This window comes from Mesorhizobium sp. M0060 (assembly GCF_040323155.1).
GTDB lineage: Bacteria > Pseudomonadota > Alphaproteobacteria > Rhizobiales > Rhizobiaceae > Mesorhizobium.
Window position 1 is genome coordinate 18,704 of the sequence record NZ_JAMYUP010000008.1, and the last position, 12,515, is coordinate 31,218.

The 12,515-nt window shown below is 63.4% G+C and carries 12 protein-coding genes; 8 read left to right on the plus strand and 4 right to left on the minus strand.

All coding sequences use genetic code 11. The annotated features are described in order from the left end of the window. Complete coding sequence (locus NKJ94_RS10385; RefSeq protein WP_352457857.1) at positions 1-801, minus strand: beta/alpha barrel domain-containing protein; 801 nt, start codon at positions 799-801, stop codon at positions 1-3. A 231-nt stretch (positions 802-1,032) separates the two neighbouring features. Between NKJ94_RS10385 and NKJ94_RS10390 the strand changes: the two genes are divergently transcribed. Beyond that, positions 1,033-1,794, plus strand: a complete 762-nt coding sequence (locus tag NKJ94_RS10390; protein WP_023680295.1) for a DeoR/GlpR family DNA-binding transcription regulator — start codon at positions 1,033-1,035, stop codon at positions 1,792-1,794. A gap of 446 nt (positions 1,795-2,240) precedes the next feature. Then, complete coding sequence (locus tag NKJ94_RS10395; RefSeq protein ID WP_352524737.1) at positions 2,241-3,263, plus strand: LacI family DNA-binding transcriptional regulator; 1,023 nt, start codon at positions 2,241-2,243, stop codon at positions 3,261-3,263. Here NKJ94_RS10395 and NKJ94_RS10400 read toward each other — a convergent pair. Continuing rightward, entirely contained in the window at positions 3,244-4,218 is a 975-nt protein-coding gene (locus NKJ94_RS10400) for an alpha/beta hydrolase (RefSeq protein ID WP_352524738.1), read from the minus strand. The genes NKJ94_RS10395 and NKJ94_RS10400 overlap by 20 nt on opposite strands. Positions 4,219-4,234: 16 nt before the next feature. Then, entirely contained in the window at positions 4,235-5,383 is a 1,149-nt protein-coding gene (locus NKJ94_RS10405) for a Gfo/Idh/MocA family protein (protein ID WP_352524739.1), read from the minus strand. A gap of 496 nt (positions 5,384-5,879) precedes the next feature. Here NKJ94_RS10405 and NKJ94_RS10410 point away from each other — a divergent pair, with 496 nt between their 5' ends. Genes NKJ94_RS10410 through NKJ94_RS10435 form a run of 6 tightly spaced genes read left to right on the plus strand, consistent with a single transcriptional unit; the run spans position 5,880 to position 11,147 of the window. Further along, positions 5,880-6,653 (plus strand): sugar phosphate isomerase/epimerase family protein, encoded by a 774-nt coding sequence (locus NKJ94_RS10410; RefSeq protein WP_352524954.1) that lies wholly within the window; start codon positions 5,880-5,882, stop codon positions 6,651-6,653. Positions 6,654-6,663: 10 nt separating this feature from the next. Beyond that, on the plus strand, positions 6,664-7,740 hold the full coding sequence (locus NKJ94_RS10415) for a Gfo/Idh/MocA family protein (RefSeq protein WP_352524741.1): 1,077 nt from the start codon (positions 6,664-6,666) through the stop codon (positions 7,738-7,740). Next, positions 7,740-8,558 carry a sugar phosphate isomerase/epimerase family protein gene (locus NKJ94_RS10420; RefSeq protein WP_352524743.1) on the plus strand — a complete coding sequence of 273 codons (819 nt, stop codon included), beginning with the start codon at positions 7,740-7,742 and terminating at the stop codon, positions 8,556-8,558. The genes NKJ94_RS10415 and NKJ94_RS10420 overlap by 1 nt, the downstream gene beginning before the upstream one ends. Then, on the plus strand, positions 8,558-9,391 hold the full coding sequence (locus NKJ94_RS10425) for an alpha/beta fold hydrolase (RefSeq protein WP_352524745.1): 834 nt from the start codon (positions 8,558-8,560) through the stop codon (positions 9,389-9,391). The genes NKJ94_RS10420 and NKJ94_RS10425 overlap by 1 nt, the downstream gene beginning before the upstream one ends. Beyond that, positions 9,388-10,110 carry a ribulose-phosphate 3-epimerase gene (locus NKJ94_RS10430; protein WP_352524746.1) on the plus strand — a complete coding sequence of 241 codons (723 nt, stop codon included), beginning with the start codon at positions 9,388-9,390 and terminating at the stop codon, positions 10,108-10,110. Before NKJ94_RS10425 ends, NKJ94_RS10430 begins: the two co-directional genes overlap by 4 nt. Then, positions 10,110-11,147, plus strand: a complete 1,038-nt coding sequence (locus NKJ94_RS10435; protein WP_352524748.1) for an ROK family protein — start codon at positions 10,110-10,112, stop codon at positions 11,145-11,147. Before NKJ94_RS10430 ends, NKJ94_RS10435 begins: the two co-directional genes overlap by 1 nt. A 583-nt stretch (positions 11,148-11,730) precedes the next feature. On the opposite strand, the gene NKJ94_RS10440 is transcribed toward NKJ94_RS10435, so the two are convergent. Next, the gene (locus NKJ94_RS10440; protein WP_352524750.1) at positions 11,731-12,504 is read right to left on the minus strand and encodes an SDR family NAD(P)-dependent oxidoreductase; all 774 of its coding nucleotides are present in this window, start codon (positions 12,502-12,504) and stop codon (positions 11,731-11,733) included. Positions 12,505-12,515 lie beyond the last annotated feature (11 nt).

Sequence of the window (12,515 nt, forward strand, 5' to 3'; positions counted from 1 at the left end):
TCACGTGCCCGCAGCCGCCAAAGCGTCTTGCGGCGCCATCCCATCGTGAATGACGCACTTGAATGCACGCGCTGCCATCGTGGTGTCACCGTGCCCCCACAGATTGCGCCCCACGACGGCACCCTTCGCACCGGCGCGCAGGGCTTCAGACGTCTGGGTGAGAGCGCCCAGAAGATCCTCGGTCTTCGGACCGCCGGCGATAACGATGGGAACCGGGCAAGTGGCCACGGTTTCCTTGAATGAGTCGAAGTCCCCGGTGTATCCGACCTTGATCACGTCAACACCGGTCTCAAAACCAATCCGCACTGCGTAGGCGATTTCGTCGGGGGTGAAGACGATCTTGCAGCCGTTTGAATAGTCGCGGGGATAAACATGTGCAACGACCGGCATTTCGAAACGAGCCGCCGCGTTGACCGTATCGGTAAGCCAACGAATGTAGTGACCCTCGGTATCGCCCCGCACCGGAATGGCGACCGCCAGCGCATCGGCACCATAGCGCACTGCATCTTCGGGCGTCGCGATCAACTGACTGATCCGATCGTCGGGCGTAAAGCATCCCGCCTGAATGACCAGCGCTGCCTTGCCGGCGTAAGCCGGCCACAAATGACGCGCCGCACCAGGCTGAATGCTGATGTAATCTGGCTCTCCGGCCATCACCCGCTTGAGCGCGCCGGGCAGATCCGCAAGGCCTCCCTCGCGGACGTTGCCGTAACCTACGAAATGGTCGACGGCACCACCGAACAGGTTCCCAGATCGATGCGAGAACAGCCGCGACAAGCGAATTTTAGTTCCAAGGCCCATATCAGTGCAGTCCCTTCGCAATTGTTGATCTGACGTTGAGGGACCCTAACTCGAAAGCAAAACAATATTCAATATTTCGATTTCTTTCGTTTCGATATAGGTTGCAACTGCAACGGCTAGCGTTCGCTGCGGTGAGGCGGTATCCGTCGAATTCTCAAACGCAAGCCGGTTTCCTATTCGATTTTCGAAAGGTTGGCGTGCAGCTATCCAAACAGCAATTCGGGGTTACACATGCTTGCGGAACAACGGCGACATCAGATCATGCTCGCGCTTCAGCGGACCGGCCAGGCGCGTACCAGCCAACTGGCGGAAAACTTCGGCGTCTCCGAGGTGACCATCAGGTCCGACCTGGAAATTCTGGATGCAAAAAAGCAGTTGATCAAAACGCATGGCGGTGCGATCGCCTTGCCCGCTGATTCGCCCGCGGCGGCCTTCGAAGAGCGGATGTCTCGCAATTTCGATGCCAAACGGCGTATCGCGCAGATGGCGGCGCGCCAGATCATAGACAACCAGTCCGTGGTGTTCGACAGCGGCTCGACGTTGCTGCAGGTCGCAATGCAGATGCCCCCGGTCAACAATGTGGTAGTAGCCACAACCGCGATGAACATTGCACAGCATCTGATGTATCGCCCTGGGCTGGACGTGCATATGATAGGCGGTCGGGTCTATCCCTCGACGGTCAGCACGATCGTGTCGGATTTTGACAGGGCTGTGGGCGGCCTTGTGGCCCACCAAGCGTTCCTCAGCGCGCATGCGATCGATCAGTCATTCGATGTCGTCGATGTCTCAGAAGACATTGCGCGCACAAAACGCAATCTGGTTCGTATGGCCAGGCGCGTGATCCTTGTGGCGGATTCAAGCAAATGGGATATTGGCGCCTCATCCAAGGCATTTTCGTTGTCACGTGTCGATCTGATCATCACCGACACCGCTATGCCCTATGGGATTCGCAGTCGATTGGACAAGCTGGGAGTCGAAGTGCGCTATGTGTAGGTGCCTTCCGGATTGTGGTGCCCAGAATTGGCAGCGTGTCCCATTGGCAACCGACGTTTCGGAGTACGAAGACAAATTTAGCACATTAAGGATCTTCATATCGCGCTAGACCGGAAAGCGCGCTGTTGCTGCCCTCAGCATCTCGGCGCCGACGCTGCGTCAATCGCCGAAGCTCGATCTCGCCGGCTGAGACCAGCTTCTCGACCCCTCTCAGTCGCGTGCAATTCTGCCTGGCGGCAACCGATATCCGGAGTCAATATGGCTTGTACTTTTCGCGTCAACTAATAAATTTACGCGTGAAAAAATTCAGCGATACGCGTTGAAACTGCTGAAGCTCTCTGTAAAATTTTGCCTTGCCGTTGCACGGCAGCGCACCGGATGCGGGTACCCTGGGGCAGCGCTAGGGCAACCCAGTGATTGGATGTCCAGAACGCGAGGCGTTTGAAATGCCGACGACGCACAAGACGATGGAGGATTTTGCCCGCTCTTGCGGCGTCTCCAGGCCGACGCTGTCGAAATATTTCGACGATCCGACCAGCGTCAAGCCCGCGACACGGCAGCGTATCGAAGAGGCGCTGCGCTCGTCCGACTACCAGCCCAATCTGTTTGCACGCAACCTGAACCGCAAGCGGACCCGCAGCATCGGCATCATGGTGCCGACAGTGGCCGACCCCTTCTATTCGGAGATGGTCAGCCGCATCGAACTCAGGCTGCGCGACGAAGGCTACTGGCCGATCGTGATCTCCTCGCACGGCTCGCGCGAGCTCGAAGTGGAGGCAACGCGAACCATCCTGTCGCTGAAGGTCTCCGGTGCACTCATCGCGCCGCTCGGCCTGCGCTCGGACCACCGCACGCTGGAGAAGCTGACGCAGGCCATACCGGTGGTCTATTTCGACACCTATCTCGAAGGCGGAACGCCGTTCGTCGGCAACAACAATGCCCAGAGCGTCTCGACCATCGTCGAGTATCTGTGCCGGTCCGGCGACGCCCCGGTCTATTTCGATATCCCGCACGTCAACCACAACTCGCCAGAACGACTGAAAAGCTATATCGCTTCTATGAAGCGGCTCGGGCATGAGCCTGTCGTCATCGGCAACACCGACGACTACACATGGGATTTCGAACGGATCGGCTACGAGCAAATGGAAAAAATGCTCGGCAATGGCGGTCTGCCGGGCAAGACCATTCTATGCAACAACGACCGTCTCGCCTTCGGCGTGATGGCGGCCGCCTACGCGCAAGGCCTCAAGGTCGGTCGCAAGGCCGATTGCGACCTGCGTGTCGCAGCTCATGACGATCACCCGCTGAGCCGCTACACATGTCCAGGCCTCACCACCATGGCGCAGGACTTCGCCGCCATGGCGGGACGTAGCGTCGAGACGCTGCTGGCCCTGCTGAACGAGGATGGAGCGGAGGTTGCCGCCAAGGTCAATCTCGACGCGACGCTGGTCATGCGTCAATCGGCCTGAGCTTTCCATCGAAGCCGCGCCACGCGGCAACCGCCGCGCCGACGGCTTGCCGCGAGGCCGGACCATGGCGGCCCATCGAGACAAAGCCGTGGATCTGGCCAGGCCAGCGCCTCAGCACGACAGGCACGCCGTCATCTTGCAGACGCTTTGCGTAAGCCTCACCCTCGTCAATGAGAATGTCATGACCGGCGATCGCGACAAAGGCTGGTGCTGCGCCGGCAAGGCTGGCGACCTTCAGCGGCGACACGCGCCAGTCGTCGATATCCCCGGCATGGTTGACATAGTGGTCGCGGAACCAGGCCATCGTTGCCGCGGTGAGACCATAGCCCTCAGCAAAACGGCGATAGCTGTCCGCTGTCTGCGAGGCATCCGTGTTCGGATAGAACAGCAATTGCACGGTCGGCGGATTCTTGCTCCCACGCACCATCAGGCACAGCACCGCAGCGAGATTGCCACCGGCGCTGTCGCCGGCGACAGCGCCCCGCTCCGCGTCGATGCCGCGATCGTCGGCCGCACTTTGCATGAAGGCAAACGCTGCGCGGCAATCCTCGATGGCGGCCGGGAATTTGTGTTCCGGCGCCAGCCGATAGTCGGGACAGACGACCACACAGGCCGCCATGTTGGCAAACCAGCGACAGATCTCGTCATGGGAATCGAGATTGCCGATTACCCAGCCGCCGCCATGCAGATAAAGCAGCGCGGGGGCACTGGCCAAGGCCGCCCGTCGCCCGTGATAGATCCTGAGCGTCAACGGGCCGCTAGGCCGGTCGATGAAGCGTTCGTTCAGCGAGGCGACCGGCTCGCGTTCACCCTGCAGTGTGGGAAAGCTCTCCTCATAGGCGCGCCGCGCCTCTTCAGGCGTGCCGGCCTCGAACGGCCGCACGGGAGCCTGTCGGCCGAGGTCGAGCACATGCCGGGCTTCTGGATCGAGAAGTGATGAAAGCAACGTAGTCATCGACGGATCCTACGCGTCAGGCAAGCAGGCTCGTCGCCTCGTCCTCGCCAAGAAGCGGCGGCTGGTCGACTGTCCCGTTGACGGCGACGGACTCGCGGCTTTCTCCCGAAGCGAGGATCGCCTCCATGATCTCCAGCACATGCAAAGCGAGATCGCCGGAGGCGCGGGGTTTTCTGCCCGTCGTCAGCGCACGCGACAGATCGGCGACGCCAAGCATGCGGTAGTTGGCGCGGTCGGGCGCGGCGTAAGGCCAGTTGCGCGCCCCGTAGAGCTCGCTCTCGCTGTGGAAGTCGGCCCAGTCGGCGCCGCGTTCCGAAAGCGATACGGTGCCGCCGAACGTGTCAGGATCGGGCAGGCGCAGTGAGCCTTCCGTGCCGTGCAGTTCGATAGGGTGATTGGAGTGTCTGAAGACATCCCAGGAGGCTCCGAAGGTGACGGTGGCGCCCGAGCGGAACTCCAGCAGCGATAGGATGTTGGTCGGCGTGCCGACCTTGAAACTGGTGTTCCTGTAGGGACCTTCGGCGGTGATAAGGCGCTCTTCCTGTCCCCGAGTCGCCATCGCCATCACGCGTGCTACCGGCCCAAGCAGGTTGACCAGCATGGTCAGGTAATAGGGGCCCATGTCGAAGATTGGGCCGGCGCCCGGCTGATAGTAAAATTGCGGATTGGGATGCCAGTGCTCCATGCCGCGCCCCATCATGAAGGCGGTGCCGGTGACCGCGCGGCCGATCGCGCCCTCGTCCATCAGGCGGCGCGCCCGCCGTCCGGCTGCGCCGAGAAAAGTGTCGGGGGCCGAGCCTAGGAGCAGATTGCGCTTCGCCGCCTCGGCGACAAGCCGGCGGCCGTCGCTGGCCGAGGTTGCCAGCGGCTTTTCGGTGAAAACATGCTTGCCCGCCGAAAGCGCCGAAAACGAGATGTCGAAATGCGCCGCCGGGGTGGTCAGGTTGAGGACAAGGTCGATCTCCGGATCGGCTAGGAGCGTGTCGACGCTGACCGTCCGGGTGCCGTATTCGCTGCCGCGCAGCGCCGCCAGTTCGGTGGAAATGTCGGCGCATGCACGCAACTCGACGCAGCCGAAGAGCGCCGCGTTGCGCAGATAAGTCATCGAGATGTTGCCGCATCCGACAACGCCGATACCGAGCTTCGTCTTTGATTTTCCTTGCATTTTCGAGTCTGCCTCCCAACGCGATGACATTTCGGCTGGCCGCTGAATCGGTGGCGAGCCGCAATCACAGCTCGCTATACAGCACTTTAAATATTGACGCGCGTAAAATTTTTGCAGAACATGCGAAAATCCTGGCGCAACATTGGAGGCGCCCAGCCTTCAGGAGGAGGAAATGACTGACATGAAAAACGGCCGACCGCCGCTACGAAGCCTGTGGCTCGCGTCACCATCGCCGATCGCCGGCAATTTCTCATCGGCGCCGGCATGCTGGGCGCCGCAGCGCTCGGCACGGGTCTCGGCATTCGACCGGCGCGGGCGCAATCACGTTCCGAAATCAGCTTGCCAGCGCCGCCTTCTTCGGCAAGGAAACCTTTGGCGACCTGATCAAGGCCTTCAACGAATGGCAGAACCGCAAGGCTAGCGCAGGGCGGCATCAAGGAATGAAAGGACGATCGTGAAAGACCTGAAAGTCGGTTGCCAGACCTTTACCTGGGAAATGCTCGGAGAGCGCTTTGCCGGCGGCCCGGACGATCTCTTGAAGGCGATCGCCGATGGCGGCTATGCCGGCATCGAGATCACCGACGCGATGATCGGCCGATATGCCGACAAGCCGGCGGAGTTCGCGACCGCGCTGAAGGCGTCAGGCCTGACGCTCGTCTCCTTCGCCTTCGGTTCCAAGAGCGGCTTTACGCTCAAGGAGAAGATCGGCAACGACCTCGAGACCGCGAAGCGATGGATCGACTTCGCCGCCGCCTTTCCGGGTACGCTCGTGTCGATGGGCTCGGCGACAGTCGTCTCCGACGGCCCGCGCGACGACAAATTTGCCATCGCCGCGGAGGTCTACAACAAGGCGGGGGAGCTAGGGCGCAAGGCGGGCGTCCAGGTCGCGGTGCATCCGAGTTCGCACCACAACACGCTGCTCTTCGATCGCGCCGACTACGACCGGATCTTTGGGCTGGTCGATCCGTCGCTCGTCGGCTGGGTGCCGGATACCGGCCACATCTTGCGCGGCCATGAAGACATGGCCGATACGCTCACCACCTATCGCGACCGCATCCGCTACGTGCACCTGAAGGATGTCGATGCCAGCGGCACATGGGCGATGCTCGGCAAGGGCGTCTGCGATACCGCGGCGGTGATCGACATCGCCAGTGCAGCGCCACGCTTCAATGGCTGGCTGGTGCTGGAAGAGGAATCCGAGACCGCCGCCGCCGATCCGGCGGCCGCGGTCAAGACCAACCGCCAGACGATGCGCGGCTACGGCGCCTGAGGAAGAGACCATGATCCGCAAGCAAGACCGTCGCCTTCGTGTCGGTGTGCTCGGCTGCGGGCCGATCGCGCAATTTGCCCATCTGGAATCCTGCGTGAAAGCCCGGAATGCCGACCTCTATGCGATCTGCGATGCCGCTCCCGACCTGCTGGCGCGCATGGGCGCGACCTATGAGCCCGAAAAAATGTATGGCGACTACGATGAGATGCTCGCCGACCCTGAACTGGAAGCGGTGATCGTTGCGACCTCGGACGCCTATCACGTTGCGATGTCGATCAAGGCGCTCGGGGCCGGCAAGCACGTGCTGTGCGAGAAGCCGATCGGCGTCTCGGTCGAAGAGGGCGAGACGCTCGCCGATGCGGTCAAGCGCTCCGGCAAGGTGCTGCAAGTCGGCCATATGAAGCGCTTCGACCCGGCACTGGAGGCGGCGCGCGACTTCGTCCGCGACGAGATGGGCGAGATCCTGGCGCTGAAGGCCTGGTATTGCGATTCCACGCATCGCTACACCAACACCGATGCGGTGCAGCCGCTGCCCGTCACCAGCAAGCTGGCAAAGAAGCCGGCCGGCAATCCGAAGGCCGACCTCAGGCAGTATTTCATGCTCGCGCACGGCTCGCACCTTGTCGATACCGCACGTTTCCTGTGCGGCGAGATTGTCGCGGTGCGCGCCCGCCTCAATGAGCGTTTCGGCGCCTATTGCTGGTTCGTCGAAACTGAATTCGCCAATGGCGCGCTCGGCCATCTCGACCTCACCGTCGCCGTCCGCATGGACTGGCACGAAGGCTTTCAACTCTATGGCGAGAACGGCTCCGTGATCGCAAAGACCTTCAATCCCTGGTATTTCCGAGCGAGCGAGGTCGACATCTTTCACGAGAAGGATGCGACGGCGCGAAAGCCGCTTGGCGCCGACGGCCATTTCTTCAGGCGGCAACTCGAAGGCCTCGCCAACACGGTCCTCGACGGCGCGCCGCTGCGCGGCGCCGATGTCGAGGACGGCCTCGCCTCGATCCGCGCCATGGTGGCGATCGCCCGCTCGGTGGAGAGCGGGCTGCGCGTCGAGATCGCTGCCGTCACGGGAGCGGTCTGATGCAGGTCGGGGTGTTCGCCAGGACCTTTCCGGGCAGCGAGCCGGCCGGCGTGCTGGCGGCGGTGCGCGACGCGGGATTTGCCGTCACCCAGTTCAACCTTGCCTGTGCCGGCCTGCCGTCGATGCCGGATGCGGTGCCTGACGGTGCCATCAGCGCCATCGCGGCGGCGTCCGGTGCCTCCGGCGTCGCCCTGGTGGCGCTGTCGGGCACCTACAACATGGCCCATTCGGACAACGCGGTGCGCGACGACGGCATGCGCCGGCTTGGCGTGGTCATCAAGGCCGCGGCGTCCCTTGCTGTTCCGCTCGTCACCCTGTGCACGGGAACGCGCAACGCGGACGATCAGTGGGCGTATCACCCCAACAACGCCGACCGTGAGGCATGGGACGATATGGCGGGCGAGATCGAAAAGGCGCTTCAACTCGCCGAGCGTCACGGCGTCGATCTCGGCATCGAGCCCGAACAGGCCAACATCGTGACCTCGGCGCAGGACGCGATGCGCCTCATCGCCGAGATGGGCTCGAAGCGGTTGCGCGTCGTGCTCGATCCGGCCAACCTGTTCGAGCAGGCGAGCCCCGAGGAAGCAAGCGCCATCGTGGCCGCCGCCGTCGAACGCACCGCCGGCCACGTCGCCATGGCGCATGCCAAGGACCGCTTGGCCGACGGCCGCTTTGCCACCGCCGGCAGGGGCGTCGTCGATTTCCTGGATTTCGTCGCCAGGCTGAAGTCATCAGGCTTTGACGGGCCGCTGGTCACGCATGGCCTCTCGGCCGAAGAGGCACCAGGGGTTGCTCGCTTCCTGATGGGGCTGACCTGATGGCTCGCCTGGCCGCTCTGCTTCGCGACGACGCCACGCTTCGGATTTCTGATAATGGCAACGGGCTTGCCGTCGTCTTCCAGCATGGGCTGGGCGGCGGCGAGGCGCAAATCGCCCAGGCTTTCCCGGCCGGTGCCGACTTCCGGCGCATCACGCTGGAATGCCGGGGGCACGGCGCCTCCGGACTGGGCAGCCGCCGTCCGTTTTCCCTGAGCATGTTCGCGGACGATGTTGTTGCCGCCGCCGATCAAGCCGGTCTCGACCGTTTCGTCGCCGGCGGCGTTTCCATGGGCGCCGCCATTGCCTTGCGCCTTGCCTGTCGCCACCCGGACCGCATCGCGGGTCTGCTGCTTGTACGCCCGGCCTGGATTTTCGACAGCGCGCCGGTGAACCTGCGGCCGATCGCCGAGGTCGCCGGCCTCATCCTCGACCACGGCCCCGACAAGGCCAGGACGATCTTCGCGCAATCGGAAACCGCCGAGCGCCTGCAGCGCCACGCGCCCGACAATCTCGCCTCATTACTCGGCTATTTCGACCGGCCGGACGCCGCGCCATTCGCGCAGGTCCTCGCCGACATCGCCGCCGACGGACCGGGCGTTTCTGAAAGCAACGCCGCTGCCCTTGGCGTCCCCACGCTGGTCATCGGCAACGCCATGGATGCGGTGCATCCGCTGCCGGCTGCGCGCACGCTTGCCACGGCGATCCCCGGCGCGACCTTTGCGGAAATCTCTCCCAAGGCGCTCGACAGCGTCAGGCATTTCGCCGAGCTGCAGGCTGAGATCACGACCTTCCTTCACGCTCACTTCAACATCCGGAGCCTTGTCCCGTTATGACGACCAAATCCCTGTCCGGCCCCGCTGCCATCGCCGCCCTTCCGCGCAACCGGTTGCTCGGCGAGTTTTCGCTGTGGTCGGCCGACCTCGCCAATATGGAGCGCGACCTGAAGCGCATAGATCCCTTTGTCGACCTCCACCACATCGACGTCGCGGACGCCCGCTTCACCCCCGGCTTCCTGTTCTTTCCGGACCTGGTGGCGCGGATCGCCATGCTGACGGCAAAGCCGATCCATGTGCATTTGATGGTTGAAGCGGAGATCGTCGAGGAGCAGACGCGCCAATTCATCGAGGCCGGCGCCGATCTTGTCAGCGTCCATGCGGAAAACGGCGAGGCCGGCCTACGCGCCGTGCGGTTGGCGCGTGAGCTCGGCGTCGAGGCCGGGGTGGTGCTGAGACTGGAAACACCGGTGGCCGCGGTCAAACCTTTCCTGTCGCAAGTGGCTTTCGTGACGCTTCTCGGCACATCCATCGGCGTCAAGGGCCAGAGCCTGTCCGACCAGGCCGGCCCGCGCCTGATCGAGGCACGGGCGCTGATGCGAAAAGCAGGTCGAGAGAACGAAATCATCTTGGCTGCCGATGGCGGCATCCGCCACGAAACGGTGCCCCGCCTGCGCGCCGCCGGCGCCGAAACCGTGGTGCTCGGATCGCTGGCATTCGGCGACCCCGACCTTGCGCAGCGCATGGCCTGGCTGCATGGGCTGGAGATTGCCGCCTGATGACAAAGGTGGCGCTTGCCTTCGATCTCGGCGGAACGGAGCTGCGCGGCGCGCTGGTCGAGAGCGGCGGCCACGTGATCGCCCATGTTTCGGCCCCGACGATGGCGATCGCGGGATCGGAAGCGGTGATCGGCCAGATCATCGCGCTGGCCGGGGACCTTCTGACACAGCACCCACAGGCCAAGGTTGCCGGCATCGGCGTCGGCGCACCGGGGCCGCTCGACCCCAAGGCCGGGATCGTGATCGCACCGCCGACACTGGCTGGCTGGCACGACGTGCCCTTGATCGACATTCTCGGCAAGTATTTCGGTCTGCCGGTGCGGCTGGAGAACGACGCCAATGCCGCAGCACTCGGCGAATGGCGCTTCGGCGCCGGGCGTGGCACCGGGTCGATGGTGTTCGTCACCGTGTCGACTGGCATTGGCGGTGGCGTCGTTGCCGAGGGTCACATCTATCATGGCCGGCGCGGGCTGGCGGCCGAGATCGGCCACATGACCATCACCGGCGAAGGCGACCGCTGCTTCTGCGGCGCCGTCGGCTGCTTCGAGGCGGTCGCCTCCGGAACCGCGCTCGGGCGGCGCGCCACGGCGCTGACGGCGCCGGGCGACGGCTCGCTGCTGCGGCGCCTTTCGGCCGACGGCGACGTCTCGGCCAGGCACGTGGTCGAGGCCGCGCGTGCAGGCGACGGGCGCGCGCGCACACTCATCGAGGCGGAGGCGAATTGGCTGGGCATCGGCTTCACCAATCTGCTTCATCTCTATTCGCCGGACCTGATCGTAATGGGTGGCGGTCTCGCCAACGGTTTCGACCTCTTGGCTCCAAGCATCAGGGCGGTCGTCGAGCAGCGGGCGATGCCCGCCTACCGGGACGTACCCATCGTGCCGGCGCAACTCGGCAATCAGGCCGGACTGATCGGCGCCGCCAGCCTGATCCTGTGGGAAGGCGAACCAGGCGCGCCGCTGGCGATGGCGCAAGATGACGAAAACAACAACGACACGACCAAACGTGCCGGTGCCCGGGAGGCAAGCCATGGCTGAGCTCAAGCTGAGCGGCTGCGCAAATCCTACAGATCCGTCGAGGTCATTAGTCCACGAAAATTATGAAGGGGTAGCATTTCGTCCTATCCTCCCGATCTTGTAATTTGTTGGCTGCAACAACAAACAAATTCCATGACCTATATCAATGGGCATTAAGCCGACGGCGAGCCGTCTGATCGCCCGGTCTCCCTCGAATGAGTTAGAAAGCAGGCGACTCTGCTCGACTACACCGCTGGAGGTGCGCGCCATCGCAATGGGCGCATACAAGCCTTCTGGTAGTCGCGGCGAGACTGCGAACCGCCCAGCGGCGGCATGACCGTTCGAAGCAGGGCTCGGCCAGCGTCGCCCGTGCGGAGGCGTCACTAATTTTGCTGACAGATTGCCGATCTACATTGGTCGGCGGTGCCTGGCGGGCGGCTCGACTGTTGGTTGGGGACAAGGATTTCGACGTGGTTCGCGCTGGCTGCGATCGGCGCCGAGGTTACCTAAGGCGATGTGCCGGCGGCCGAAGCCGCATCCACCTTCTCGAGCTCGAGCTTCGGTGAGAGAAGTGACCGCGAGGAAACTCTTGGCTGCTACCGTCCTACCAGCACGTAAATCCCCCATCGACGGGTACGACGGCTCCGGTCATCAAACTGGCCGCGTCGGAAGCGAGGAACAGGACAGCGCTGGCGACTTCGTGCGCCTGGCCCATGCGGCCCATTGGCGTGTCTCGCAACCACGCTTCTATACGCGGCGCGTTTTCCGGAATCGCCAGGACCATCGGCGTTTCGATGTAGGTTGGCGCCACCGCGTTAACCCGCACGCCATGAGGCGCCCATTCGGCGGCGATCGAGCGGGTCATGTGATGCACGGCCGCCTTGGAGACATTGTAAGGTGTTTGCGGCTGCGGCCGGTTGCAGATCGTGCCCGACATGGAACCCAGATTGACGATTGAGCCGCGGCCGGCCGCGATCATGTGGCGGCCGAAAGCGCGCGAGCACCAGAAGACGCCGTTGATGTTGACGTTCATCATCCACAGCCAGAGTTCATCACTGATATCTTCCGACGAAATGCCGCTGCTGCCGACGCCGGCATTGTTGACGAGAATCGAAGCCGGCGTCCCCCGAGCGGCGAGCGTGTCAGCAATCTCGCTCATCCTTGTTGACGAAGTGACGTCACCGAGCATCAGCTCGGCCGAGTAGCCTTTCGCAGTCAGTGCATCCCTGCCAGCACTGCCGATCTGCTCGTCGGGCTCTATGATGACCACATGCGCTCCGGACTCGCCCAACGCTTCGGCGCATGCGAGGCCAATACCTCTGCCTCCGCCGGTCACCACGGCGACCTCGTTGTCCACCCTGAAGCGCGCTTGGTACATGGCCTACCTCC

Bases quoted from the DNA above. Each gene is read 5' to 3' on its own strand.
- NKJ94_RS10385 (WP_352457857.1), bottom strand. From the start codon at position 801: ATGGGCCTTGGAACTAAAATTCGCTTGTCGCGGCTGTTCTCGCATCGA.
- NKJ94_RS10390 (WP_023680295.1), top strand. From the start codon at position 1,033: ATGCTTGCGGAACAACGGCGACATCAGATCATGCTCGCGCTTCAGCGG.
- NKJ94_RS10395 (WP_352524737.1), top strand. From the start codon at position 2,241: ATGCCGACGACGCACAAGACGATGGAGGATTTTGCCCGCTCTTGCGGC.
- NKJ94_RS10400 (WP_352524738.1), bottom strand. From the start codon at position 4,218: ATGACTACGTTGCTTTCATCACTTCTCGATCCAGAAGCCCGGCATGTG.
- NKJ94_RS10405 (WP_352524739.1), bottom strand. From the start codon at position 5,383: ATGCAAGGAAAATCAAAGACGAAGCTCGGTATCGGCGTTGTCGGATGC.
- NKJ94_RS10410 (WP_352524954.1), top strand. From the start codon at position 5,880: ATGCTCGGAGAGCGCTTTGCCGGCGGCCCGGACGATCTCTTGAAGGCG.
- NKJ94_RS10415 (WP_352524741.1), top strand. From the start codon at position 6,664: ATGATCCGCAAGCAAGACCGTCGCCTTCGTGTCGGTGTGCTCGGCTGC.
- NKJ94_RS10420 (WP_352524743.1), top strand. From the start codon at position 7,740: ATGCAGGTCGGGGTGTTCGCCAGGACCTTTCCGGGCAGCGAGCCGGCC.
- NKJ94_RS10425 (WP_352524745.1), top strand. From the start codon at position 8,558: ATGGCTCGCCTGGCCGCTCTGCTTCGCGACGACGCCACGCTTCGGATT.
- NKJ94_RS10430 (WP_352524746.1), top strand. From the start codon at position 9,388: ATGACGACCAAATCCCTGTCCGGCCCCGCTGCCATCGCCGCCCTTCCG.
- NKJ94_RS10435 (WP_352524748.1), top strand. From the start codon at position 10,110: ATGACAAAGGTGGCGCTTGCCTTCGATCTCGGCGGAACGGAGCTGCGC.
- NKJ94_RS10440 (WP_352524750.1), bottom strand. From the start codon at position 12,504: ATGTACCAAGCGCGCTTCAGGGTGGACAACGAGGTCGCCGTGGTGACC.